The organism is Acerihabitans sp. TG2 (genome assembly GCF_035013185.1).
GTDB lineage: Bacteria > Pseudomonadota > Gammaproteobacteria > Enterobacterales > Enterobacteriaceae > Acerihabitans.
The window spans coordinates 55834-82828 of record NZ_JAYGJO010000001.1 but is presented as its reverse complement, the minus strand read 5'-3'; the positions used below and the strand labels follow the sequence as shown (position 1 = coordinate 82828).

The 26995-nt window shown below is 48.5% G+C and carries 24 protein-coding genes; 18 read left to right on the top strand and 6 right to left on the bottom strand.

The window, feature by feature from the left end; translation table 11 throughout:
* Positions 1-392 precede the first annotated feature (392 nt).
* The 4 genes from SJI19_RS00370 to SJI19_RS00355 are packed head-to-tail and all read left to right on the top strand — an operon-like array spanning position 393 to position 2771.
* On the top strand, positions 393-776 hold the full coding sequence (locus tag SJI19_RS00370; RefSeq protein WP_323476277.1) for an ArsC family reductase: 384 nt from the start codon (positions 393-395) through the stop codon (positions 774-776).
* A gap of 1 nt (position 777) precedes the next feature.
* Complete coding sequence (dapE, locus tag SJI19_RS00365) at positions 778-1905, top strand: succinyl-diaminopimelate desuccinylase (RefSeq protein WP_323476276.1); 1128 nt, start codon at positions 778-780, stop codon at positions 1903-1905.
* Positions 1902-2579 (top strand): M15 family metallopeptidase, encoded by a 678-nt coding sequence (locus SJI19_RS00360; protein WP_323476275.1) that lies wholly within the window; start codon positions 1902-1904, stop codon positions 2577-2579. Before dapE ends, SJI19_RS00360 begins: the two co-directional genes overlap by 4 nt.
* A gap of 3 nt (positions 2580-2582) precedes the next feature.
* Positions 2583-2771 carry a YpfN family protein gene (locus SJI19_RS00355; protein ID WP_323476274.1) on the top strand — a complete coding sequence of 63 codons (189 nt, stop codon included), beginning with the start codon at positions 2583-2585 and terminating at the stop codon, positions 2769-2771.
* Positions 2772-3045: 274 nt separating this feature from the next.
* On the opposite strand, the gene SJI19_RS00350 is transcribed toward SJI19_RS00355, so the two are convergent.
* From SJI19_RS00350 to dapA, 5 genes are all read right to left on the bottom strand, one after another.
* Positions 3046-5121 (bottom strand): tRNA(Met) cytidine acetyltransferase TmcA, encoded by a 2076-nt coding sequence (locus tag SJI19_RS00350; protein WP_323476273.1) that lies wholly within the window; start codon positions 5119-5121, stop codon positions 3046-3048.
* A gap of 1 nt (position 5122) precedes the next feature.
* Positions 5123-5575, bottom strand: a complete 453-nt coding sequence (locus tag SJI19_RS00345) for a DUF441 domain-containing protein (RefSeq protein ID WP_323476272.1) — start codon at positions 5573-5575, stop codon at positions 5123-5125.
* A gap of 209 nt (positions 5576-5784) precedes the next feature.
* Complete coding sequence (gene purC, locus SJI19_RS00340; RefSeq protein WP_323476271.1) at positions 5785-6498, bottom strand: phosphoribosylaminoimidazolesuccinocarboxamide synthase; 714 nt, start codon at positions 6496-6498, stop codon at positions 5785-5787.
* Between the two features lie 66 nt (positions 6499-6564).
* Positions 6565-7614: an outer membrane protein assembly factor BamC gene (gene bamC / locus SJI19_RS00335; RefSeq protein ID WP_323476270.1), complete on the bottom strand. Its 1050-nt coding sequence runs from the start codon at positions 7612-7614 to the stop codon at positions 6565-6567.
* An 18-nt stretch (positions 7615-7632) separates the two neighbouring features.
* Complete coding sequence (dapA, locus tag SJI19_RS00330) at positions 7633-8511, bottom strand: 4-hydroxy-tetrahydrodipicolinate synthase (protein ID WP_323476269.1); 879 nt, start codon at positions 8509-8511, stop codon at positions 7633-7635.
* A gap of 128 nt (positions 8512-8639) precedes the next feature.
* Here dapA and SJI19_RS00325 point away from each other — a divergent pair, with 128 nt between their 5' ends.
* From SJI19_RS00325 to SJI19_RS00315, 3 genes are all read left to right on the top strand, one after another.
* Positions 8640-9230, top strand: a complete 591-nt coding sequence (locus SJI19_RS00325; protein ID WP_416347474.1) for a glycine cleavage system transcriptional repressor — start codon at positions 8640-8642, stop codon at positions 9228-9230.
* Positions 9230-9697 carry a thioredoxin-dependent thiol peroxidase gene (bcp, locus tag SJI19_RS00320; protein WP_323476267.1) on the top strand — a complete coding sequence of 156 codons (468 nt, stop codon included), beginning with the start codon at positions 9230-9232 and terminating at the stop codon, positions 9695-9697. The genes SJI19_RS00325 and bcp overlap by 1 nt, the downstream gene beginning before the upstream one ends.
* A gap of 140 nt (positions 9698-9837) precedes the next feature.
* A complete protein-coding gene (locus SJI19_RS00315) occupies positions 9838-11301 on the top strand; it encodes a M48 family metalloprotease (protein ID WP_416347479.1) in 1464 nt (487 codons plus the stop codon).
* A gap of 11 nt (positions 11302-11312) precedes the next feature.
* Here SJI19_RS00315 and hda read toward each other — a convergent pair whose 3' ends face one another.
* Positions 11313-12038 carry a DnaA inactivator Hda gene (gene hda, locus SJI19_RS00310; RefSeq protein ID WP_323476265.1) on the bottom strand — a complete coding sequence of 242 codons (726 nt, stop codon included), beginning with the start codon at positions 12036-12038 and terminating at the stop codon, positions 11313-11315.
* A gap of 374 nt (positions 12039-12412) precedes the next feature.
* Between hda and SJI19_RS00305 the strand changes: the two genes are divergently transcribed.
* The 11 genes from SJI19_RS00305 to oxyR all read left to right on the top strand — a co-directional run bounded on the left by SJI19_RS00305 (position 12413) and on the right by oxyR (position 26936).
* Positions 12413-12775, top strand: a complete 363-nt coding sequence (locus SJI19_RS00305; protein WP_323476264.1) for a hypothetical protein — start codon at positions 12413-12415, stop codon at positions 12773-12775.
* Between the two features lie 235 nt (positions 12776-13010).
* Positions 13011-13103 carry a DUF3789 domain-containing protein gene (locus SJI19_RS24755; RefSeq protein ID WP_416347473.1) on the top strand — a complete coding sequence of 31 codons (93 nt, stop codon included), beginning with the start codon at positions 13011-13013 and terminating at the stop codon, positions 13101-13103.
* Positions 13104-13176: 73 nt separating this feature from the next.
* Positions 13177-13515 carry a hypothetical protein gene (locus SJI19_RS00300; protein ID WP_323476263.1) on the top strand — a complete coding sequence of 113 codons (339 nt, stop codon included), beginning with the start codon at positions 13177-13179 and terminating at the stop codon, positions 13513-13515.
* A 254-nt stretch (positions 13516-13769) separates the two neighbouring features.
* A complete protein-coding gene (gene bcsA, locus SJI19_RS00295) occupies positions 13770-15875 on the top strand; it encodes a UDP-forming cellulose synthase catalytic subunit (protein ID WP_323476262.1) in 2106 nt (701 codons plus the stop codon).
* Positions 15875-18244 (top strand): cellulose biosynthesis cyclic di-GMP-binding regulatory protein BcsB, encoded by a 2370-nt coding sequence (bcsB, locus tag SJI19_RS00290; protein WP_323476261.1) that lies wholly within the window; start codon positions 15875-15877, stop codon positions 18242-18244. Before bcsA ends, bcsB begins: the two co-directional genes overlap by 1 nt.
* Before the next feature lie 48 nt (positions 18245-18292).
* Positions 18293-22006 carry a cellulose synthase subunit BcsC-related outer membrane protein gene (locus SJI19_RS00285; protein WP_323476260.1) on the top strand — a complete coding sequence of 1238 codons (3714 nt, stop codon included), beginning with the start codon at positions 18293-18295 and terminating at the stop codon, positions 22004-22006.
* Between the two features lie 20 nt (positions 22007-22026).
* Complete coding sequence (gene bcsD, locus SJI19_RS00280; protein WP_323476259.1) at positions 22027-22488, top strand: cellulose biosynthesis protein BcsD; 462 nt, start codon at positions 22027-22029, stop codon at positions 22486-22488.
* A 61-nt stretch (positions 22489-22549) separates the two neighbouring features.
* On the top strand, positions 22550-23491 hold the full coding sequence (locus SJI19_RS00275; RefSeq protein WP_323476258.1) for a diguanylate cyclase domain-containing protein: 942 nt from the start codon (positions 22550-22552) through the stop codon (positions 23489-23491).
* An 81-nt stretch (positions 23492-23572) separates the two neighbouring features.
* A complete protein-coding gene (gene galU, locus SJI19_RS00270) occupies positions 23573-24469 on the top strand; it encodes a UTP--glucose-1-phosphate uridylyltransferase GalU (protein ID WP_323476257.1) in 897 nt (298 codons plus the stop codon).
* Between the two features lie 130 nt (positions 24470-24599).
* Positions 24600-25607, top strand: a complete 1008-nt coding sequence (locus SJI19_RS00265) for a glycosyl hydrolase family 8 (protein ID WP_323476256.1) — start codon at positions 24600-24602, stop codon at positions 25605-25607.
* A gap of 414 nt (positions 25608-26021) precedes the next feature.
* Positions 26022-26936, top strand: a complete 915-nt coding sequence (gene oxyR / locus SJI19_RS00260; protein WP_323476553.1) for a DNA-binding transcriptional regulator OxyR — start codon at positions 26022-26024, stop codon at positions 26934-26936.
* The last annotated feature ends 59 nt before the right edge of the window (positions 26937-26995 follow it).

Here is a 26995-nt window from a genome sequence, read left to right as displayed (position 1 = left end):
ATTCCACCGATTTTTCAGCGCTATACCTGCCATGCAGCATGCTATAGCTGCCTTGGTTTTCCTCTCTCACCCTATAGTCTGTTAGCGTTGTACGCGCTTATCATTGATAAGCCTCATCCCTGAGGTTTATCCTTTTGGCCAGCGTAAGCGCAGCTCAACGTTGTTGCACACAGATTTGTCAGTACGTCGCCGTCTTCTTGCAATTTGTAGAGTATATTCAGGCTTGGTTGCACGTTATAGGTTCTAGACTGCCCATTAAGTGCGATAATCTGGATCCAGAGCACATTTTCCCGCATTATTGTATGCGGCGGCGTCTTGCTATCGCCAGCGAGTGCCGTGCATCCATTCTCTGTGGTTCAAATTTGATAATCCAATATAGGTAATAGTTACCCATGGCTGACAGTAATGCAGAAACTTCGCTCCGGGTCTACGGCATAAAAAACTGCGATACTATAAAAAAAGCCCGCCGCTGGCTGGAAGAACGCGACATCGATTACCAATTTCATGATTACCGGCGAGACGGCGTTTCCCGGGATCTGTTGCTGGATTTTATCAATCGGGTTGGTTGGGAGGTGTTGCTCAATACGCGCGGCACGACCTGGCGTAAATTAAGTGAAGAACAGCGTCTTGCGGCGGATAAGGTCGAAGGTGCGTTAGAATTGATGCTCACCCAGCCGTCTATCATTAAACGCCCAGTACTACAGTCTAAGGACGGCCATTTACTGGTGGGGTTCTCCCTGGAGACCTATCAACAGTTTTTTTTTAGGGAAGCTTAATATGTCTTGTCCGGTACTTGAACTGGCGCACCAATTAATTAAATGTCCATCGCTTAGCCCTGATGACGCGGGCTGCCAGCAAATTATGATCGACCGGTTACGGCCACTGGGGTTTACCATCGAACCCATGCCGTTTGGCGATACGCTCAATTTTTGGGCCTGGCATGGTGAAGGCCCGACTTTGGTCTTCGCAGGGCATACCGACGTGGTCCCCGTCGGAAACCTTGCCGATTGGCAGCATCCCCCGTTTGAGCCCACGTTGAGTGATGGCATGCTGTATGGCCGTGGCGCTGCAGATATGAAAGGTTCACTGGCCGCCATGATTGTCGCCGCTGAACGTTTTGTGACTCAGTATCCACACCACCATGGCCGGCTAGCATTTCTGATTACATCCGATGAGGAGGCTGTTGCCGCTAACGGTACGGTGAAAGTGGTTGACGCTTTGATGGCACGCCGTGAACGCCTGGATTATTGCTTAGTGGGTGAACCCTCCAGTCATCTGCGGCTTGGGGATATCGTGAAAAATGGCCGCAGAGGGTCGTTAACCGCCACCGTGACCATACAAGGCATTCAAGGTCATGTAGCCTATCCACATTTGGCCGACAACCCGGTGCATAAAGCCATGCCGGCGCTGAACGAACTGGTGGGCATCGAGTGGGATCAGGGCAATGCGTTTTTCCCCCCCACCACCATGCAAATCGCTAATATCCACGCAGGCACCGGCAGCAATAATGTCATTCCCGGCGATCTGCAAGTGCAATTCAATTTTCGTTTTAGCACCGAGCTTACCGAAAGCCAGATTCGGGCACAGGTGGAAGCACTACTGGAACGTCACCACCTGGATTACCACATTGAATGGTGGCTGTCTGGACAACCTTTTCTCACGCCGAGCGGTGCGCTTGTCGAGGCAGTGATCAACGCGGTGGAACATTATCAAGACATTACGCCAAGGCTTGAAACCACCGGCGGCACCTCTGATGGCCGTTTTATTGCCCGCACCGGTGCTCAGGTCGTCGAATTAGGGCCACTCAACGCGACCATTCATAAAAAGAACGAATGCGTCAGCGCCGCAGACCTGCAATTGCTAAGCCGGATATATCAGCGCATCATGGAACGGTTGGTTCTATGATGACCCCGGCTATGCTCACCGGACAAACTGACCGCCATTTGGTGGTACTCAGTGGCTCCCATCGCCTGCAGCCCAATGCGGTCAGCGCATTCAAGGGATTGCAACAGGCCGCAAAGCTGCAGGGTTTTAACTTGCAACCGGCCAGCAGTTTCCGTGATTTTGATCGGCAACTGATGATTTGGAATGGCAAGTTCAACGGTGAACGACCCTTATTGGATCGAGAAGGCCAGCCGTTGCAAGACAGCGGAGCACTGACGGTAGCCGAGCGTTGTGAAACGATTCTGCGCTGGTCAGCGCTGCCGGGTGCCAGCCGCCACCATTGGGGAAGCGACCTGGATATTTACGATCCGGACTTATTGCCCGCAGGGGCCAAACTGCGGTTGGAACCCCAAGAATATCTTTCCGGCGGCTATTTCGCCGCGTTAACCGCTTGGCTTGATAACCACATGGATGAGTACGGCTTTTACCGCCCATATGCCCATGACCGCGGCGGTGTTGCCATGGAACCCTGGCATCTGAGTTTCCGTCCGTTGGCCCAGGAAGCACAACAATTGCTTACTCCAGACATCGTGCTGTCTTCATGGAAAGAGCGCGTTGTAGCAGGTTCGTCGTGGTTAGCACTACAAATGCCGGCCATTTTTCGCCGTTATATTGGAAATGTCGATAAGGAGTAATTTATGGACTGGCTGGCAGATTACTGGTGGGTGATTTTAATCATATTGGCGGGAATGCTGATAAACGGCATTAAAGAGCTCAGTCGGGTAAACGTGAAACGTTATCTGAAAAATAAACCCGAAATTCCACCCCACCGCGACAATAATGCCGAATGGGATGACGACGACGATTGGCCAAAAAAGAAAAAATAAAGGCGGCCAACAAGAGAACCCGATGAGCTTACTTGAGTAAGTGATTCGGGTGAACGACTGCAGCCAACGCCCCTGCGGTGCGAAAGATGACGGGTAATACCCTATAGATTTCGTGCTGCAGGAAGGCGGCCAACAAGAGAACCCGATGAGCTTACTTGAGTAAGTGATTCGGGTGAACGACTGCAGCCAACGCCCCTGCGGTGCGAAAGATGACGGGTAATACCCTATAGATTTCGTGCTGCAGGAAGGCGGCCAACAAGAGAACCCGATGAGCTTACTTGAGTAAGTGATTCGGGTGAACGACTGCAGCCAACGCCCCTGCGGTGCGAAAGATGACGGGTATCGGTGCGCACCAGTTCTGCCAACGCTGATACTCTTGCGCGCTAATCGCCTCCAGTCCATTCGACGTTTCATCGCGCCAGCGTTGCAACAGGGCTTTTTTGCCGTGGATCCCTATGCGGGCCCCAGTGTCCGCCAGGTTTAATCCTTGCTCTAACCACAAGCGCAATGCTGGCAGCGGTAGGTCGGATTGGTTTAATAACCGGCGCAGCGCGACTTGGCAGGACTCTGCTGGCCGATGAGCAAAAGCGAATCCCGCCAAAGTGCGCCAGTCATCCTCGTTGAGTGGTTGCTGTATGCCATCGCTGTACCCGTAGCTGCTATCGCGAGCATATTGTGCCGCACCTTGCCGTACCAGGTTATGTCCGGCGGGGGTGAGTGGAATTAGCGCCATGGCGCTGTAGCAACCGCTGCTGGCTTCTTGATGGGTACCCATATGCACCAACTGAAATCCGGCAGCCCGCCAAAATTGCCATAATTCGTCGGTAAAGCCAAAACTCACCGAGATAAAATCCAGCCCTTTTACGGTGGCCAGTGCTTGAGTGATTAGGGCTCTACCGATACCTTGGCGACGGGAGGGTACCGTTACAGCAATCCGGCTGATTCGCCGCGAACGCAGTTGTGGCGCGGCCCAGAGACTACCGTGCGCCGCCAATGATTGTGCCACCAAATTACCTGGAGGGCGCCGGCGCCCGGCCCATACATCGTGGGCTAACCCTGGCGATAATCCCCCTTCGTTCACCCACCATAACGCGCCGGTCAAAACGGCCCCTGAGTAGGCGCTAATAAAATGCTGGCCGGGGGCATCTGTCAACCGCCGTAGATCCAATGGTGTGGTGCGATAGTGGGCTCGGCTCAAGAGCCGATAGAACTCAGCCAACGCTGCAGGATAACGGCGCCAACGCTTGGCAGAAAAACGGGCCAGTCGCAGTGGCCGAGGTGGCGTCCGGCTTTCGAGTTCTTGGGGCGGGTCATTAAATAACAGCGTTTCTCCTAACCAGCGCTCCAGCGGATCGTTGTTAGCCCAGCGCAGCGGTTGTTCTAGGGTTAGGTTATGCCAGGTATCGAGGGAAGGGCAAAATTTGAGTAAAAACCCGTGACCGCTGCCCTCGTACCCTTGGACGGTGGTCGTGAGTAATACCCGGGGGAAAAAGTCGATCAGTCGGCGCAATAGCGGCAGCGCAATAGCAGCGGCCTCATCCACCAGCAGCCAGTCCGCCGGTGGGTGGTGTTGGCAGTGTTCCAATAATGCGTCCGGGGCAAAAAAACGCGCCTGATTATCTGCATAACGTTCAACCACAGCGGCGGTGGCTTTGGCCGGGGCGGTTATCCAGCAATTGCCCGGATATTCGGCCGCCAGCATACCTGCCAAGGTTGATTTTCCTCGCCCGCGCGGTGCGGTAAGCACATAAACACCGGCGTCGGCGCGAATCAATCGTTCAAGTAAAGCGCGTTGTTCCGTGGTCGGGCCGTGGGACGCAGCTTGCCAAGCACCACGCGCTTGCAATGGCGCGATCGCCATCGGCTGGTGCTGTCTGATGACCGTCACCTCTGGATCTGCCATCAGGCGGTGACGGAAATAGTCGATAAACACCGGCGTTATGATCGGCGTTGAACTTCCGCTCCAGCGCAAGGAGTCATTATCAACAGTGGCAGACCAGGATACCCATTCCGGCACCAGCAATACCAACCAGCTGCCGGCGGTTAAGGTGCCGGCGAGTGCCGCCAGGGCGTCCACCGCCAGACCGGCGGTAGCATCAAATATCCCATGGCTAAACTCACGGCCCAACAGCATTTTTAGCGCGGCGGGCGAACAGTCTGGTGTAGCATGTCTATCGGCTTCGCCCACCCATAACCAATCGCCAGGCAAGCTTGCCCGAATGGCATCGGCCATATCCCGGCTCCAATGAGTCTCACCGCTGAGCACCATTAAGCGTCGCACTCCCGCGCGTCGCATCTGTGCGGTGGCATTGATCAGAACATCACGTTGCCCGGGTAATAGGCTGTCCATATCAAACCTTGCCGATGAGTAACGACAATAGGCCGGCCGCGATCAACGGCCCGACGGGCACCCCGCGAAATAACGCAGCACCCATCACCGTTCCCACCAATAACCCCGCCACTACCGACGGCTGATGGGACATTAGCGATACTCCCCGGCCACCTAACCAGGAAACGACGATGCCAATTAAAATGGCCAGCAGTGACTTCCAGCTTAAAAAAGAGTGCATGACGCCGCTGGCGGAAATCGTGCCGCTGGCAATGGGCGCCATGACGCCGATAGTCAGGATGATAATGCCGAGTGTCAGGCCTTGCTTTTCAACCCAGGGGAAAAAATGGTTCAGCGGGGTAAGACGAATAATCAGTAATACCAGGATAGCGACGGTAATGGTGTTATTGTGGCTGACGATGCCTAACGCCGCCAGCGCCAGCAATATCAACAGAGTCGGATCGAAGAATGTCATTACAGGTCCCTGCATAATCCTTTAGCAACCGGTAATGATACCATATGGCAGCTAATCACTATAGCCAACATATTGCATATTGCAGAGGTGTTGGTAAAACAGGGATGCAACCCATCCCTTAATGCCGCCGGGAATACGCCTCGACGGCAGGGATACGGGCAGCGTTGCGCTCGATTGTTTCGTAGGTAATCGATTGCGCAGTTAATCCATTAATCTAATTCTACCCCGATACGGTGTGCCACTTCTTCATAGGCTTCCATCACCCCACCCAGACTTTGGCGAAAACGGTCTTTATCCATTTTGTTAAGCGTAGTCTTGTCCCACAGGCGACTGCCGTCCGGGGAGAATTCATCACCAAGCACTACTTCGCCGTGGAATAAGCCAAACTCCAGTTTGAAGTCAACCAGAATCAGGCCGGCGTCATCGAAGATCTTGCTTAATACAGTGTTAGCCATGTAGGTAAGTTCTTTCATGCGTGCTAAATGCGGTTCACTTACCCAGCCGAAAGTCTTGCAATAGGATTCATTGATCATTGGATCGTGCATAGCGTCATTTTTTAAAAACATATCAAACAACGGCGGATTGAGCACCAGACCTTCTTGAACACCCAGGCGTTTTACCAGCGATCCTGCGGCGCGGTTACGTACCACACACTCAACCGGCACCATGTCCAGTTTTTTCACCAGCACATCATTATCCGAGAGCAGCCGAACCATTTGTGTCGGGATACCTGCATCGGCGAGTTTGGTCATGATAAAATAATTAAATTTATTATTTATCATTCCTTTACGATCAAACTGTTCAATACGCTGGCCATCCAATGCTGACGTATCGTTGCGGAATTCAAGAATCAGCAAATCAGGGTCTTCAGTGGTAAAGACCGTCTTCGCCTTCCCGCGATACAACTCAGCTAGCTTTTGCATCTTTTTTACTCCAATGGCAGTTAACGCTTATCAATAAAATAAAAGGGGCCGCAGCCCCTTTTTGGATTAATGGACAGACGACTGACTAAACGCCGCCTGGAATACCGCCACCAGTGCATCATTTTTCGACTGGGTAAGGGTATGTCCTTTAGGATCGGTAAACTGCAAGGTGCTGCGGTTGCCTAGATCGCCAACCTGCAGTTTGTAGTCACCCCCAACCAGATCCGGGTCCTTGGCGCCCAATTGATCCCAGGTACTGCTACTTGGTGCATCATAAGTAACGGAAATGGTACCCAGCGGACGACTGGTGTCTTTAACCTTCATGCCGACTTTGCTTAAGGCCGCGGGTAAATGTTGCCATACTACGTTATAGGAGGCCCGCACCACCAGCAGCGGCAGACCAGAATCATCCGCTCCGCTGATAACACTAAGATCCGCCGTTTGGCCTGAAGCGAGTTTATTGGCCTGCTCGTCGTTCAACTTTTCAAGTCCCGAGGCCACGCTATTAAGCATCATTACCGTATAGCGCTGCACCAAGGCAGGAGCCACTACCGGCTGACCCTGCTGCTCCAGTCCGAGAGATTTCACCGTCAGGGAGGTTTGATACCCTTTGGTGCTCAGACTCACCTGGTAACGCCCACGGTACTGCACGTCCTCATCGGCACGTGACCATTGCACCCAATCGGTGTTCAGCGTCTGGCTGGCATCTTGTCGGGTAGCGATGGTATAACCCTTGCCCTGTATAACCGAAACGATCCTTGGCCAAAGATCACGGGCCTGGGTGTTATTTTCAAGCTGGATAACCGCAGTGTCGCCAGTATACTGAGAACGAGAACCGTCTAACAAAGCCAAAGGCTGCGCCGGAGGACGGATATCCAATCCTTTCCCCACCGCGCCCTTAGATGAAACGGGGGGAACCTCGTAATCCCCGGTCTGCACAGGCAGTATCATGCCGGAGGGACTATTCAGCGCATGCAGCGCCGGTGCTTTCAGGTATTCATCATTACCGTTTACCTGACGTTTGTAACGTTGATCGCTGGAACAGGCCGCAAGCAGCATGAACAACGACGCACCCACCACTTTCGCCACCATCGACTTTTGTAATAAATAAGCCATCAATTCTCCCTAACAGAGTTACAGCAATCCGGCGTCAGTCAAAGCTTGCTCAACAACACGGCTATCGTTCTCGGTCAGCGGCGTCATCGGCAAACGCAACGTATCGGTTGCCATTAATCCCAATGCTTTACAGGCCCATTTAACGGGAATTGGGTTGGATTCAATAAATAATTTCTGATGCAACGGCATCAGGCGTTGGTTTAGGCGGCGAGCTTCAGCAAAATTACCCTTAAGCGCCAGGGCGCAAAGTTCCGCCATTTCGCGCGCAGCAACATTGGCCGTTACGGAAATCACGCCACGCCCCCCAAGTTGCATAAAGTCTAACCCCGTTGAATCGTCACCGCTCAAAAGGATAAAGTCCTCATCAACCAGCTCTTGGATCTGGCTAACGCGGTTTAAGTTCCCGGTAGCTTCCTTAATTGCGACAATATTTTTTATTTTGGATAGACGCCCTATAGTGTGCGGTAGCATATCGCAACCGGTACGCGCGGGAACATTATACAGGATCTGTGGCAGATCGGTGTGCTCGGCTATGGCTTTAAAATGTTGAAATAAACCTTCCTGGGTTGGTTTATTGTAATAAGGCGTCACCGTTAAACATGCCACCACCCCGCTGTCATTGAAGCGCTGCGTCAGGCTGACCGCCTCAGCGGTGGAGTTGGCACCGGTTCCGGCAATCACCGGGATGCGTCCATCACTTAGCTCCAGTGTTCGCAGTACCACTTCGCCATGCTCGTCGTGGCTCAGGGTGGCAGATTCCCCCGTGGTGCCGACGGAGACGATGGCCGAAGTCCCACTGGCCACATGATAATCGATTAATTTTCTCAGACTGACCCAATCAACGGCACCCTTGTCATCCATTGGTGTAACCAGTGCAACTATGCTTCCCGTAAACATTGACAATCCCCTCCACAATCAGATTATTCATGGTACTTTTGTCACCTATCCAAAAGCAAGCGAACATCGGCTATGTAAGCCCTTGGCAGCAGGTTTTTTTTAGGGTTACCATGTAAATCACATCAGCAATGACAGGAAGCATCATTTTGCCACAGTCACAACAACACTATTTGGTCGTTACCGCGCTGGGCAGCAACCGCCCCGGTATCGTCAATACTATCACCCGACACGTCAGCAGCTGTGGGTGTAATATCGAAGATAGCCGTCTTGCCATGCTGGGTGAAGAGTTTACGCTAATCATGTTACTGTCAGGCAGTTGGAATGCGATTACCCTCATTGAATCCACACTGCCGTTAAAAGGCGCGGAGCTGGATTTATTGATCGTCATGAAACGGACCAACGCCAACGAACAACAGGCGACACCGACAACGGTTTGGGTGAAAGTGGATGTTGAGGATTCACCACATCTTATTGAACGCTTTACCGACCTGTTTGATAATCAGCAGATGAATATTGCTGAACTGGCTTCCAAGACCCAGCAGGCCCAGATTGGCGCCCCGCCCCGGCTTAATATCCAGATTACCGCCCATGGTCTGGCAGAGGTTCCTGTAGCGAAAATTGAAGATAGATTCCATCAACTCTGTACAGAACTGAAAGCGCAAGGCAGTATTAGCGTAGTGAATCATCCACAAAATCAAGCGAAAGACGGAGTATTTTAATGATGCCACTGAAAGCCGGTAATACAGCACCGAAATTTAGTTTACCCGATCAGGACGGTGAACAGGTCAGCCTGACCGACTTCCAGGGACAAAAAGTATTAGTCTACTTTTATCCCAAAGCCATGACGCCAGGTTGTACCGTACAAGCGTGCGGACTGCGAGACAATATGGACGAGCTAAAGCAAGCCGGCGTTGAAGTGCTGGGCATCAGCACCGATAAACCCGAGAAATTGTCACGTTTTGCGGAAAAAGAGTTGCTGAACTTCACGTTATTATCCGATGCCGATCATCAAGTGGCGGAGCAGTTCGGCGTCTGGGGTGAAAAATCCTTCATGGGTAAAACCTACGATGGCATTCACCGTATCAGCTTCCTGGTGGGATTGGATGGCAACATCGAAAAAGTGTTTGATGATTTCAAAACCAGTAACCATCACGAGATCGTATTGGCCTATCTGCAAGGCGCTTGAGTTGTTACGCCGAACGGTGTGGCGCAGTGAACTACAGGGATCAAAAAGCATCCGAACGCTTCCTGATAGGAGAGGTCAAACGGTTATTGCTGTCAACGCGATTATCCAAGGTTAAGGCTGGGTAAAATATGCGTACATGGATGAAACACACCCTGATTACCGGCATGACGCTTGCCGTCATGATCGGTAGTTGTTCGATCGCCGTTGCCGACGTGCTACAGGATCAATTGCCGGACATGGGTACCACCGCCGGCAGCACGCTAAGCATCGATCAGGAAATACAAATGGGGGATTTTTACCTCCGCCAAATGCGCGCCGGTGCGCCGTTGATTAACGACCCCCTGCTCAACGCCTATATCAATCAACTCGGTGGCCGTTTAGTGGCGCATGCACATTCGGTACATACCCCGTTTCACTTTTTCTTGATCCACAGCGATGAACTAAACGCCTTTGCGTTTTTCGGCGGTAATGTGGTCATCCACTCCGCGTTGTTTCGTTATACGGATAATGAAAGTCAGTTAGCATCGGTTTTGGCACATGAAATTTCTCATGTTACCCAGCGCCATTTGGCGCGTGCTATGGAAGATCAAAAACGCAATGCACCGCTGACCTGGGCCGGAGCCCTGGGTTCCATCCTGCTGGCCATGGCTAATCCGCAAATGGGCATGGCCGCGTTAAGCGGTACCATTGCTGGCACTCAACAAGGCATTATCAGCTTCACCCAAGCCAACGAGCAAGAGGCGGATCGCATCGGACTACAGGTACTGCAACGATCCGGTTTTGATCCGCAGGCCATGCCCGATTTTTTGCAAAAAATGGCGGATCAATCGCGTTACTCCACGACGCCGCCGGAAATGCTGTTAACCCATCCCCTGCCCCTTAGCCGACTGTCGGATGTTAGAAACCGTGCCAACCAGATGCAGCATCTGGTGCTAGACTCGTCCCAGGACTTCTACCTGGCTAAAGCGCGGATACTCGGGATGTATGGTGCGGACAAAACAGCACAGAACAATGACCTGTTCGCTACCTGGCAAAAAGGCAATGCACGACAAAAAATCGCCGCCCAATATGGCCAGGCAGTGCTGCATTTCGAAGCCAAGGAGTATGACAAGGCCCGCGCGACGCTCCAACCGTTACTGAGTAAGCAGCCGGGCAATCCGTGGTATCTTGATTTAATAACCGACATAGATTTGGCGCAGCAAAAGCCTGACCAGGCAATCGCCCGTTTGGCACCGTTGACCAAGGTGCGTGATAATAACGCCGATCCGGTACTGCTGCTAAATCTGGCAAATGCGGAAGTGCAAGGTCGGCGATTTGCCGATGCCATTGTGATCCTCAATCGCTATACGTTTAACCATGCCAGCGATACCAACGGCTGGGATCTGTTGGCGCAGGCTAATGCCGGCGTGGGGCAGCGGGATCAGGAGTTGGCGGCACGCGCGGAAAGCCTGGCGCTTAATGGCCAGTTTGATCAGGCTATACGGGCGCTGAGTAACGCCAGTTCACTGGTAAAACTCGGTAGTCTGCAACAGGCGCGCTACGATGCCCGAATCGATCAACTGCGCCAACTGCAAAAACAGTTTAAACAGTATGAAAAATCCTGACCGAATGGCATTTACAGGCTGAGAATTTCTTTTACAAAAGGGATGGTTAATTTGCGTTGCGCCCGGATAGAGGCGTGATCAAGTTGATCCAGCGTCTGTGACAGGCTACGCATATCTCGTTCCAGGCGCTTTAGCAAAAATCGACAAACGTCCTCGGGAAGTTCAAATCCACGTAGCCTGGCACGCAACTGCAGCGCAGCGCCTTTGTCCTCGTCACATAGCGCCTGCAACCGGTAAATTTGCCCCCAATCCAAACGTGAAGCCAGATCGGGTAAATTGAGATTCAACTGGCGAGGTGGGCAATTGCCGCTGATGATAAGGCGAGTCCGTCCGGTTTCCTGTATGCGGTTATACAGATTAAAGATGGCCATTTCCCATGGTTCGTCGCCCACGATGCATTCGATATTATCAATAGTCACCAGCGCAAGCTGCTCCATGCCATCCATGACCTCCGGCACAAACCAGGTGCGTTTATCCAGCGGCACATACCCAACCGCCTCGCCACGCTGAGAAAGTGCGGCGCAGGCCGCATGCATCAAATGGCTCCGGCCCCCCCCCTTACGCGACCAAAAATAGAGATAACTGCCATGTTCCTGGGCTAGCATGCTGTGCAGCGCTGCCAGCAAGGATTGGTTTTCGCCGGGATAAAAACTGGCGAAGGTCTCGTCGTCAGGCAAGTAGAGCGGTAAGGAAAGTTGTGCCGGGGTGTTCAGAGATACCTCTATATGTGCGCGCATAGACTCTATAAGGGTACCATAAATTACGGAACGGGACGAAACAGAAAAGTTCCGCAGGCTCGGGGCACAATCATGATGAATCAGCAACGGTGTGGACTCACCGAGGACGGTGAAAACACTTAAGCAAAATTTACTTTTGTTCCCATGCAATGATAAAAATTATCGACTTTTAGGACTATAGCCATAGTTTTTATGACACCCAACTGAGAGGATAGGTAATAGATAAACACAAGTTCCATAACTGCTTCATCGGCATCCATTCTTATAGTGTAAGCCCTAGATGTGGCCGAATTTCGTAAAAAACCGTTTATCGCTAATGTTATGAGACTTTTTGCCGATTAATGACTTGAGAAAAATAGCCAGGAGCGGCCAATATGCAATATAACTCAATGAAACCACGGGCTATTATTGAAACTATCGCCTGTCAAGCCTCGCAGGCTGGCGCACCACCTGTATTAACCGATTTAATTATTAGACTGGCTTATGTTTCCGGTCTGAACAATGAAGAGGCTTGTTGTTTGTTGTTAAAACCCTACTCGCAGGGATTCATCAGCATCCATGACGCTAATAATATTTTGCAACACTTCCCTTTTTTGAACAAAGTGGCACCCACAATGGATTTGGTTGGCTACACCACTGCACTGATCGTCGCGTATCTGGAAATTGAAGTCTCCTATGCCAAGGGAAGCGTAATGCCAAGGCAAGTTATGGCTAACGTTATGGCGAGTCATCATTAACCCACATTATCAATTATCACTCGCATCTTCCTTTTAACAAACCCAGTCTATTCTCATCATATATAGATAATATCTATAAAAGTAATTTCATTTATTTTCAAAACCGATTGAATAACTCATGGTTTTACCGTTAAGATTGCTCGGTAAATTTACGTTAGGTAATCAACTGCATTGTTCAATAAAACCATAAATAAATAACATGCCGATTCATTAATCGTTAATCGAGAAAGTATACATGACCACCCTTATTTTAGTATTTATGGCAGGCCTTTTTTTGGGTTCTACGGTTGGTGTATTCGCAATGAGTTTATGCAAAATGGCTAAATAAAAAACATAAACACAAATGTCAGCCTGACCACATTAAATACATTAGCATTACTACTTAATTACAGGGGGATAAAATGTACCATGACCTTAGCGCTTTAAAAAAACAATCACAATTACAAGAATTTTCGTTCCGCGAGTTCGACGATGGTGCGATTAATCTGGATAACGTGAAAAATATAGTTGAAACCAATCGTAACCTGCTTGAGCAGACGGCTCAAGCTATTGACTTACAACCCCTCGCCAAATCAACATCACTGCCGATTGATAACAACGAGAATAATAAATTGGTAGACAATATCGTCACTACTCCAGACGATGTTAATATCAATAATATCAGCTCATCCAAACGTTTTCCACATTTTGATGTATCCCTACATTCATTGTTTAAATCCATTGCGACAAAGGATCGATAATACGTTTTATCAGCAATGGTATTCACATAAACAAAAATGGCAATAACCGGGTAAAGACATATCCGTTCGCATTGTCATAACGCGTAGGCATCGCATCGGCAGAAATTCATTGATCAAACTTAATATAATTAAATAAATGTAAGATATCGAATATATTTTTGCATTTTTAATTTAGGCCATTACTGCGGCGACTAGGTCATTAGCGTCATCAAAATGGCCAAACTCGCATTAATCAAATGGGGCTTCGGCGTATTATGAAAGTCATATTTTATTTGGCATTATCCATTGTCATACTATGCGCTTTGCTCTTGATCATCACTGTTCCGATGGACAGCGTAAATCAATATATCTTTGGTTTGATATGCATTGCCTGGACATTTGTCATCGGTAGATTCAAAGGAAGAAAGGCACTGCTTGTCATGATCGCCTTGTCCTTGATTATGTCGACAAGATACATTTATTGGCGAGCCACCGCAACCTTGCGTTTTAATTCTACTCTTGAGTGTTTTTTAGGCATCGGCTTGTTTATGGCCGAAATTTATTCATGGACGATACTAATATTGGGTTATTTACAGACGTCATGGCCATTGAATCGCGAAATGGTCCCCTTGCCGGATGATATGACGACCTGGCCCTCCGTGGATGTTTATATTCCCTCATACAATGAGAGCTTAGACGTCGTGCAAGACACCGTCTTAGCAGCACAAAATATTGATTATCCAAAAGATAAAATCAAAGTTTATATTTTGGATGATGGACACAGAGAAGAATTCCGACAATTTGCCCAGGATGCCGGTGCTGGATATATCACCCGAGATGACAATCGCTTCGCCAAAGCCGGTAATCTTAATCAGGCAATGCCACAGACACAGGGTGAATATATTTGCATATTTGACTGCGATCATATTGCCACGCGTATCTTTTTACAGGCAACCATGGGCACATTCCTGCAAGACGATCGTCTGGCATTGGTCCAAACGCCGCACCATTTTTACTCTCCGGATCCGTTTGAAAGAAACTTGTCCGCCGCACAGAATATCCCGCATGAAGGGGCGCTATTTTATGGCCCGGTGCAGCAAGGTAATGACAACTGGAATGCCACATTTTTTTGCGGTTCCTGTGCGGTAATCAGAAGGTCAGCACTGGAGGAAGTGGGTGGTTTTGCAGTAGAAACCGTGACCGAGGATGCGCATACCGCACTGAGACTACAGCGACGCGGTTGGAATTCAGCCTTTATCGCAATCCCTTTGGCCGCTGGATTGGCCACTGAAAGATTGACGCTGCATATCAATCAGCGTATTCGCTGGGCACGCGGCATGACACAGATTTTCCGTATTGATAATCCTTTACTGGGCCGTGGACTGACCTGGCAGCAGCGTTTATGTTATCTCAATGCCATGCTACATTTTCAGTACGGCCTTCCTAGGGTTATTTTTCTTACCGCACCGTTGGTATTTATGTTATTCGACCTGAATATCATCGCCTCTTCGGCAACACTTATTCTAGCTTATGTGCTACCACATTTGGTGATGTCGACCTTTGTGAACTCACGCCTTTCAGGGCGCTATCGCCATTCATTCTGGGGCGAAATTTATGAAACTGTTATGGCGTTTCATCTGATATTACCCACGTTGCTCAGTTTGATCTCACCCAAGTTGGGAAAGTTCAATGTAACGGATAAAGGTGATCTGCTGGATAAAGATTATTTCGATTACCGCCCGGTTAAACCATTAATTATCACAGCAGTATTATTACTCTCAAGCATGGCATGGGTCGGTACGCGATATTATTTTAATGATTATGTTGGCGTAGATCCGAAGGTTATTATATTTAATTTGGTTTGGTCAACATTTAGTATCATCGTCCTACTGGCGTCCATTGCGGTGGCGAAAGAAACCAAACAAATTCGTAAAACCATCCGCATCACGGCAAAGATAGAAGCAACACTGTTTTTTGACGATGGTTCGCAATTGACTAGCCATACCTACGACTTATCCATGGGCGGGGCACGGGTGGCACTGGTTAAAAATAGTCATCTCGCCGGTAAAAATATCCAAAAGATACAACTGGTGGTAGGTAAGGATCGATTGGATTTACCGGTACGGGCTGCGGGTATCGGGCTCGGCGAAGCACGTATTGAATTCGGTGATTACACCTTGAATCAGCGGCGAATGCTGGTGCGCATCGCGTTAACCCGCGCGGATACTTGGGTCAGTGAGCCACCTCCAGCTGATAAGCCGTTACGTTCTTTTCTAGCAATCCTGCGCTGTGTTTATGAATTATTTTTTGGCCGGCGCAAGCGTCAAATCGGCGTAAAACAGCAATTAGTCATCATCAAACAACCGGAAGAAACACGGTAATGAGCAATTTCTCGCTTTGGCCCATATTGGTTATTACCTTCTCATCTCTGGGGCTGACTAGCCAATCCGCCCTGGGTGATACGAGCACCGACCAGGGTGTTATCGTTAGGGATATGTCGTCAGACTTACCGACGCTACCCCCGCCCGGGCCACAACCCGACGCAGTTAATGTCACCCGCCCGGCCAGTAGCGGACTCGTTGCCCAGGATGAGGGGCAAACTCAAAACCGCATTACGCTCAACGATATGGGCGCGACCGATGGCTTTACGCTGAGTGGAACACAGCTACAGACAGGCGTGGTTTTCACGGTGCCCCATGATTTAGCCGTTACCAGCTCGAAATTGACTATCGTGCTGCACGCTAATAATGAGTCCACAGTTGAAAATTATAATCTGCAATTGATGCTTAACGGTCAACCCTTGGGGTCGCTGCCGTTAAACAAGACCGGCTCAGCCGGTGATGCCTACTCCATGGATATACCGGCATCAATGATAACGGACAGCAACAATTTAAGTTTTAGCGTCATGAATAGCAATGACATGAACAGCGAAAGCCTGTCGTGTGTCAGCAATCTGCCAACATCTTTCAAGGTCAGCATATTGCCGTCATCTTCGTTTGAATATACTGGTCTTTGGCTAGATATGGGCAGAAATTTAGCCCATTTTCCCAAGCCGTTCTTCGAAAGTCAGCAGATGAATGAACCCATCATGCCAATGGCTTTTAGTGCCACACCATCACCGGCTGCCGTTGGTGCATCGGCGATAGTATCATCTTGGCTCGGCGCACTTTCCGGCTATCGTGGTGCCCGGTTTAAGGTGTTGTTAAACCAGTTGCCACAGGAGAATGGGTTTCTGTTTGGCCTGCCGGGCGAACGCATCGGCGATGTGCTGATCCCCGATATGAATGGGCCCGGTTTGCAGATTATTGATAACCCGCTCAATCCAGCCTATAAGCTCATCATTGTTACCGGCAAGAATGAAGCAGAATTACGGCAGGCAGCGTTGCGACTCGTCACGGGCCCCTTACCGAAAGAAGATAATCTGCACGTTGTACCCAGAAAAATCATCCCCCGCCAACCCTATGACGCTCCGCGCTGGATATCAATTATCAAACCGACCTTATTGCGCACACTGTCCGGTAATTCCGATGCATTGGTGGCCAATGGTGTCTATCACGGTAAAAATAACATCGCCTTTCGCGCCTCGCCCGATCTGTTTATGTGGGGCGGGCAAACCATCCCGCTGACGTTATCTTATCAATTCCCCGTCACGGACTGGATGGATGAAAAAAGCTCTCACCTAAACATCTCGATGAATGGGCATTTTATTCAAGATTTGCCCGTTAACAAAAAAGGTGTTATTGACAATATTGGGAGTTTATTTGGTATCGATGATCGACAAGAACAGGCTACAGTCAATATTGATCCTTCGCTCATCTACGGCGATAATCAACTAGGCTTTTACTTTTCCATTAAAGCTATAAAAGGTGAAACCTGTAAGTTTTTGCACGCCAATAATATTAAAAGCCAGATCGGTCCAGATTCCACTATCGATCTTAGTCACAGTTATCATTTTGCTCAATTACCAAATTTGTCCTATTTTATTGGTGCCTCTTTTCCTTTTTCCAGAAATGCCGACTTTTCACAAACCTATTTTGTGCTACCGGCGGTACCGAGCGTGACAGAACTGGAAACGGTATTGTTCTTTGCCGCCCGTGCAGGCAATGCCACCGGCATTCCCATCGCTTTGGTGCGGGTTGTTTTTGGCCATAGCATCGAGCTGCGCGATAAATCGCAGCTTCCCGATGCCGATATCATTGCGGTCGGGACTCTGCAACAAACAGATTTTATGCATGATATCCTGCAGGGTAGTCCGTTTTCCCCCAGTGTTTCCGGGCTGGATATCCGTAATCCGGATCTGCGTGAGCGACTGATCTCTTATGCCAAGGGCGACTGGCTCCTGGGCTATGACGCCGCCAGACGTTATTTGGCATCGTTAACCGCCTGGCGAGGTTTCATCAGCTTTCAATCGGGATCAAAAAAGGATCGTGTGGTGGTCATCGCCACCGCCAGCGATAATGATCAATTAGCCAAACTGTATGATGATTTACAATCACCCACCACCAATGCCAATATCCGGGGTGATATTTCAATCATCAGCGATGACCACCCGGTCAGGAGTTTCAGCGTCGGACCTCAGTTCGCTTCCGGCGACCTCCCTGGCTATATGAAAATATTTTGGTATGCCCGGCAACATGTATTGGCCTTATCATTTTTGTGCCTGGCTATTGCCATTATTATCGGTCGATGGTTCTACTCAAAACTTATCATTAACTTGGCAAAACGTTTGTTAAAAAATAGCAAAAACTAAAGATAACATTATATTTTATTTTTGATGATAATTGGGATGTTGAACGCCATGGCTAACAAAAAAATAAGCAATACTTTTATGGTTTTTTGCATATTTGGCATCAGTTTTTCTGTTGCCGCTGAAAGCGATCCGGCCATAAAGACATTGTTGGATCAAGCCGGATATTGGCATGCCAAAGCCCATGATGACTTAGCGGCAACGGCGTTGAAAAAAATATTAAAAGTTGACCCCACTAATATAGATGCACTCTATCTGATGGCGCTGTATGCGCTACAAAGCGGAGATAAATCCGCAGCGGAGTCATGGCGTCAAAAAATTATTGCCATTGCACCCGACGACCCGCGGCTGGCCTCATTGCATAGCGAGGAAACGATGCTGGCGATATCTCCAAGCGAACTGGCGATGGCGAGGGATTTGGCTAAACAGGGCAAGGTTAAACAAGCCGTGGCAGCCTATCGGCGGATATTTAATAATGGTCAGCCCGCCGTCAGTCTGGCCAATGAATATTACCTCACGCTAGCAGGCGATCGCGATAGCCTGCCAGAGGCCATCGCGGGTTTGCGTCAGCAAGCACGCATCAAACCAAATGATAGGCCAACACGTCTGGCCTTGGCCAAAACCCTAACCTATCAAATAGCTACCCGGCGTGAAGGCATCAAAATGTTAACCGATATGGGGGCAGCGGATAAACAGGCGGATGCCGCACTGCTGCAAGCCCTACTCTGGTATCAACCGCAACCGGAAGATTTGCCACTCTATTCCGCCTATGCCAAAAGCCATCCAACCGATACCCAAGTGATGGCCCATTATCGCGACGGTATGGCCGGCGCTGAAAAAACCCATGCCTTCGATGCGCTTAACCACGGCCAACTGGCCGATGCTAAATCCGCATTTCTAAAAGTCCTCGACGCCACCCCAAAGGATGGCGACGCACTGGCGGGTCTCGGACTGGTGGCTATGCGTAGCGGACAGTTTGACGATGCGGTGAAAAATTTACGTCTCGCGGTCGAAGCCGGCGGGAAAAACAGCGCTCAGTGGCAGCAACTTGCGGATGATGCTCATTTTTATGGTCTATTGAATCAAGGGAAAAATCTGGCGCGCAACGGTAACCCGGCGGCGGCCCTAGCCCTGGTTTCATCGCTGCCCGACGAACACAACGCCAAGGGGTTGGCGCTGAATATGTTTAAAGCCGATATGATGCGTCGTACCGGGAATCTCAGCAGTGCGGAGGAACTTTACCGACAAATGGATCGGCAAAGGCCCCATGACACAGCGATCAGGTCGGGACTGTTTTTCGTGTTACAGCAGCAGCACAAAACCCAAGAGGCGGCACAAGTACTTAACACTTTGCCCGCATCTTTGCGTACAAAATATAATCAACAGGATGGTTCTACACCATTACGCCAAGCTGCCGCACAAGCCATACAACAAGGACATGACGCGCAGGCCATGGAAATCCTGCAACGCGGCATAAATCAGTCCCCCAATAATATTTGGATCAAATTGGATTTGGCGCGGTTACTCACAGCACAAGGCCAAAATGCCAGAGCGGCATCACTCATGGCTCAGGCTGTTCAAAAACCAAGTGTTCCCGCAGATTCATTATTCGCCTGCGCATTGTTTGCAGCAGAGAACAACAACTGGTCAACTGCCCAGGCACTATTGACCCGGATCTCCCCTGGGGAGCAGACGCCAGAGATGCGCTCGCTCAATCAACGGGTACGGTTCAATCGGCAACTCGCCATTGCCGACGGTTTTATTCGCCAAGGAAATTCTATCGCAGCGCTTAACACCTTGCATATCATGGCCGCTAATCCGCCAGATAATCCAGCCGATTTGGGCAATTTAGCGCAAAAGATCATGCAGGCCGGCGATAGCACAACCGCCCTGCGCTTAGTGAAGCTTAATATCGCCAAAGGGTTGCATGGTTCGGTGAGTGATTATGCCGCTCAAACCAGTGTATTGAACCAGGCGGGGTTGTTTGCTCAAGCGCAGGCGATACTTAACGATCCCTCGTTGCAAAGCCAAAGCACCGCCGAGGAAATCGCCAAGGTCAGGTCGGGAAGCATCATCCCCCAGGCAGATAAACTGCGGGAACAAGGTCATGTCGCTGCCGCCTATGGCCTCTTAATGACGGCCCTGCACGATGACCCAAAAAATGAAGATCTCCTGCTGGCAATGGCCAGAGTGTATTTATCAGATCATATGTATAGCAAAGCGGATGAAATTTATGCCTTCTTGTTACGGCACAATGCGCACAACCAACAGGCAATCGAAGGGGCAATCAATGCCGCGCTGGCGGAAAATAACGCCACAACCGCTCAACGTCTGCTGACTGGCCTGACGCCCAGCCGTAAACCTGATTATTTATTACTTTGCGCACGGGTGGCGCAAGCCGCTGGCAAAACGCAGCAAGCCATAGCGCTATTGCGAACCGCCAAATGGCGTCTACAGGGAACTGACAGCACCGGCGTGCAAATGGCCCAATCCTCTGCCGTCGGCGCTACCGGTATTTCAGCCATTGATGATGCGTCCCTGCCCTCAACAACGGCCAGCAACGGTTTTGCCAACACGAATGACCCTACTGGCCAAGCAATAGATCGCATGCTCACCGATCTGCAGGATAAAACTGCCGGTTGGGTCCAGACCGGTATTGCGGTACGCCATCGTAACGGTGACGCGGGCACCAGCCAGTTGAGCGAAGTCACCGCGCCGCTAACATTATCGATTGTCCCAGGTGATAGCGGGCGCCTACAGGTTACCCTGACGCCTACTACCGAAGCGGCCGGAGCCCTATCAAGTCTTAGTGCCAACAGTTTTGGCACCGGTGCACTGGTCCATGCGCAACGTCGTGCCGCCGCGGGGATTACCACCACCGCAGCGGCCAACGCCAACGCGGATGCCGCTGACTCGCATATGACCACTGGATTGGAAACTGACATCCGCTGGTCTGATGACAACTATGCAATTGATGCCGGCTCAACGCTGCTCGGCCAAGCAAATGCGTCGTGGGTTGGTGGTTTGGAATGGCGACCTCAGATCACGGAATTTAGCAATCTTAATATTAAGGCTGAACGACGCGCGGTGAAGGACAGTGTACTTTCATACGCTGGCGCAACCGATAAAACCACCGGGATTCGCTGGGGTGCCGTGACCAAAAATGGGGGTTCGCTACAGTACGCTTATGATGACGGCGGCGTCGGTATGTATGGCGGCGTGGGTTATTATGACTACACTGGTGAGAACATCCCTACCAATAATGAATTTACCGCCTCGGCAGGTATGTACGTCCGACCCTATCGCACTGCAGACACTGAACTCAAGACCGGTGTAGATATTAGTTATATGACTTTTTCCAAAAATCTGAGCCAGTTTACCCTTGGACAAGGGGGCTACTTCAGTCCACAGGACTATATCAGCATCTCGCTGCCGGTGACCTGGACTAAAACATACGAAAAATTAACATTGGCCTTAAATGCTGCTCTCGGTTTTCAGTCCTATAACCAAGATCAAAGTGATTATTTCCCTGGCCATAGCACGCTACAAACTCGCCTTGAAAATTATGCCAGTACAGATGACCAAATTACTGCAGTGTATAAATCGTCGACCAAAAGTGGCATCAATTATACTGCTGGCTTAGATGCAAAGTATCAGATCAATGACAATACGACCATCGACGCGAACCTTGGCTATAACACATTTGGTGATTATTCCGAAGGCGCCGCTGGAATTACCATGAAATGGTATATCAATCAAAAATAATCAGAACAGAGACTATCCTTATGTCCTATGAAATTTCAGATTGTCTGCAAAAAGATTTTCAAGCCGGCTGGCATGATTTGGTACATTTATTTTTTAATCAATGTCTGGCGGGTAATGGCACTGACCAGGGTATCGCTAACCTGCGCAACATCGGCAAAAGCCTGGCACAACTTCACCCTATCGGCAGCAGCAAAACCGTCCAGGAACTTGAAGGAAATCTCAATGCAAAACTGAGCTACTTCAACTGGGGTTTTGTAAGGATTGCGCCAGCCCAAACGGAGCTGATCCTGGCGCATTGCGCCTGGCCCCATGCGCCAAAACGCAACGACGAACCTAAATGGCGCTTGGCCAGCGCCTGTATACTTGAGGGAGCATATTCCCAATGGTTAGTGTCACAAGGAGGCGATGGAAAGCTGCCGGTAATTTGGGAAGAGCGGAATACGCAAGATGTCTTATTGTTTCGTTATGCAAACCAAGGCTAAGGAGACTCCCGTAATGATGTTTTAACTGGGAATCCGCATTTCATCATGGTCGAGAGATAAGATGTTTAGAGAAATCGCTGATACTAAAAATAAGCCTAAGCTGTCATCAATAAAAGTATTATTAGATCAGGCAGTCATGGTCTCGATAACCGATGCCAATGGCGTTATTTTATATGTTAATAAGCTTTTTTGCAAAACATCTGGCTACGCCGAAAGTGAGCTGGTTGGCCAAACCCATAAGCTTCTGTCTTCCCGCACCCACGACGCCAAATTTTTTGACGAGATGAACCAAACAATAAATGCGGGGAAAATTTGGCGGAACGAAGTATGCAATAAAAGCAAAAATGGATTGTTATATTGGGAAGATATCACCATCATTCCTCAGTTTGCGGCGTCTGGTGTGATAAAATCCTTTGTCACAGTACGAATAAATGTTACCAGACAGGTACAGAATAGGGAAAAACTGTATCAACAAAGCTATTACGATGCGATGACCAACGTACTAAATCGACAGGGTTTTTACAATAAATTCAGCCATGTCATTAAAGAAATTCGTCATCATCAAAAAAAAATTTACTTAGCAATTTTTGATATAGATAACTTTAAATTAATTAATGATTCGTACGGCCATGCCGCCGGTGATGCAGTACTGAAATTATTGACGACCAGAATCACCGCAGTCACCAAAGGCAGCGCCATTTTGGGCAGATTAGGTGGCGATGAATTTATTTTATTGTTTACGCATATCTCTGATGAACACACATTAACTCTTTCACTGAACAGGTTAATGCAAATCGTCACCAGGCCCTTTAAACTTAAACATATCGTAGGAAAACAGTCGATCTCGATAAGCATGGGCGTTGCAACCTATCCTATCCACGGACTAAAACTACCAGGACTGATGAAAAAGGCTGATTTATGTTTATACAATGTAAAAAATGCTGGAGGAAATAATTATCAACTACACAGCAACACCATAACGTCCATGTTTCAACATGAATAAAATTCATTAACACGGTAGATTCTATTTATAACAATATTGTAGTGTTTCACTTGTTAGCAGGAAAATTAAGGGGTATATCACATGTTGAAAGCTGTTATCCCGGTTGCGGGATTGGGAACGAGGATGTTGCCCGCGACCAAAGCAATACCGAAAGAGATGTTGCCGATAGTGGATAAACCATTGATTCAATACATTGTGGAAGAGTGCTATGCATCGGGAATTAGGGAAATCATTTTTGTCACCCATTCGTCCAAAAATGCAATAGAAAATCATTTCGATACGTCTTTTGAACTTGAATCAATTTTGGAAAGTCGGGTTAAAAGACAATTATTGGAAGAAATAAGATCCATTTGCCCAGCCGATATGAAAATTATGCACATCAGGCAAGGACATTCCAAGGGACTAGGCCATGCCGTCCTTTCCGCCTATCCGTTGGTGGGGCATAACGATTTCATTGTCATTCTGCCGGATGTTCTTATTGATAATCTATCCTGTGATTTTCAGCAAGATAACCTAAGTGCGATGATCGCCCGTTTTGGCGCAACCGGTATCAGTCAGGTGATGGTAGAGCAAGTCCCTCAGGATGAGGTGTCCTCGTATGGGATCGTCGATTGTGGCAACGCAAGGCAGGAACCCGGCACCAGTATCCCTATCACCGGAATTATTGAAAAACCCTCTCGGGAAAACGCCCCATCGAACCTGGCTGTGGTGGGCCGCTATGTTCTTTGCGCCGATATTTGGCCATTACTGAAAAGTACCCCCTTCGGCGCGGGGAATGAGATTCAATTAACTGATGCTATCAGCGTTCTCATGAACCAAAGCCCCGTGGAAAGTTACTGTATGCTTGGCCGGTCTCATGATTGTGGCAATAAGATTGGCTATTTGAAAGCATTTGTCGAATATGGCATGCGCCATACTATTTTGGGAACAGAATTTAGCCATTGGTTAGAAGAATGTATGATAGCTCAAAATGCCTAACAACCCGGAATAACTGTTTTATACAGTAATATTGCTTGGCGATACTGACAAAACTCGCATTTATACTGGAGGTATTAACGTGTGTTTAATACCCTCCATTTAGTTGTAATCTATATCAGGTGGATATATCATGCGCGGAAGAATATTTTTTTTTATGATGCTAGCCACTATGGTGTTTTCATTAACCTCACCACCGGCAAGCGCAGTCGATCGTGGATGGTTGGAATATAAGACCGGTTTTATTCTGCCAAATGGAAGGATCGTCGACACAGGGAATCACGATATAAGCCATTCAGAGGGACAGGGATATGGTATGTTACTCGCCGTATTTAATGATGATGGCGCAACATTTGATTCTATTTGGAACTGGACCAATAAAAATCTCTACCGGCCCGATGTGGGCTTGTTTTCATGGCGTTACGACCCTAATGCCGTAGTCAAAGTTGCCGACAAAAACACCGCATCGGATGGCGATACACTTATCGCATGGGCTTTATTACTCGCCGGAGAAAAATGGCATCGGCAGGACTATATCGATGCATCCACTGGAATTCAGGATGCGTTAATTAACCAAGTGATCATCACCTTTTCTAGGCGTACGCTAATGTTACCGGGCCGGGACGGTTTCGATAAAAACAGCTATATCATACTTAATCCATCCTATTTTATTTTTCCCGCTTGGAAAGCTTTTTTTCAGCATAGTCATAGACAAATTTGGAATAAACTGGCAATGGATAGCCTAGGTTTGCTTAAAAAAATGCAGTTTGGTACATATGGACTGCCAACGGATTGGGTGAGTTTAACTGAATCGGGCGTAGTGGAACCGGCGACCGGATGGCCAGAACGTTTTAGTTTTGATGCAGTGCGCATCCCGCTTTATTTAGCGTGGAATGGTGCAGATGCCGCCGACCTCGCCCCCTTCGTCAAATATTGGAAAACTCAGCCATATGATGCAACGCCTGCCTGGATCAATGTTATCAGTAATAGCACCTCCTCTTATTATTTAAGTCCCGGAATGAGCGCAATACGCGACCTGGTAATCAACAAAAAAAACGATTTAAACAATAATATTTCACCTAAGGAAGATTATTATTCTGCCAGTTTACATTTATTATCGTTTTATGCAAAAAAGTCCTAATATCATTTGCTTTTACACATAATTAGCTAATGACCCTGTTGTGACGTTGGAAACATTACATACCATTGGTTACAAAATAAACTAAAAATATGTGATGTTTAAATTATTGCAAAACTTACAATAAATTTACACTATGATAGTGTAATCCAATGTCATAGTGTATTTTTCGATAAAGTTCTGGCTGGCACGTCTTATTTTTAGCATGATTGATTGGGATTAATTTTCCTGAGATTCATGACCATTTTTATCAAGAAATGAACATTTTAGTGTAATGATTGTAAAAATTTATATATTTATTTGTTGTTAATATAAAAAACGACCCTAATTATAATAAAAAAGTTGACTACCGGGTGCATTAGCATAAAGACATCGGTTCCAACCTTTTTGAAGCACTGCGGCAAACCGGAGAATAAAATGAACATTAGAGATCTGGAGTATTTAGTCGCACTGGCGGAACATCGCCATTTTCAGCGTGCGGCAGAGGCCTGTAATGTCAGCCAGCCGACATTAAGTGCTCAGATCAGCAAACTTGAAAGTGAACTCGGTCTAAAGTTGCTTGAACGGACCACCAGGAAAGTCAGGTTTACTTATAACGGCTTGCAACTGGTAGAGCAGACCAGAGCTGTGTTACGAGAACTTAATAGGTTAAAGAGCATGGCCATTTCTCAAAAAAATATTCTCAGCGGGCCATTACATATTGGTATCATCCCAACGCTCGCCCCGTATTTGATACCGCATATATCACCCATTATCTGCCAGAAATTTCCAGAAACCGATCTGTCCCTACACGAAGCACAAACCCACCAACTGCTGCAGATGCTGGAAAGCGGAAAAATTGAATGTGCGATAATGCCCATTGTTAGAGAAACTGGCGCGTATGTTGAAATTCCACTGTTTGATGAACCGTTACGCCTAGCCGTACCGAAGGGACACCCCTTTGCCCAGACCCAGCCTTTCCTGATGGAGCAGCTAAAAGGCCAGAAAGTACTGATGCTTGACCAAGGAGATTCCCTGCGCTGGCAGGTAATGCGTTACTGTTACCAATTTGACGCGCAAGAAGATACCCGATTCATTGCAACAAATCTTGAAACCTTAAAAAGCATGGTGGCCTTTGAGAAGGGCATCACTTTTATGCCATTGCTGGCGGCATTGGATAGCAATAAAAGTGACAATATATGTTATTTAAAATGCCATAACCCCGAGCCGAAGCGCACGGTTGCCTTTATCTTGCGTAACGGTGATACGATGAAAAATCTCTATGAAATACTGATAAATGAAATTGTAAAATGCATGAAGGGATATATCGGGGAATTCGAGATGATCGTTTAACCTTTGGTTGCGCCAATCATGATTTCAGCATCAGTGAACAAAAGGTCAATGTGAAGTAT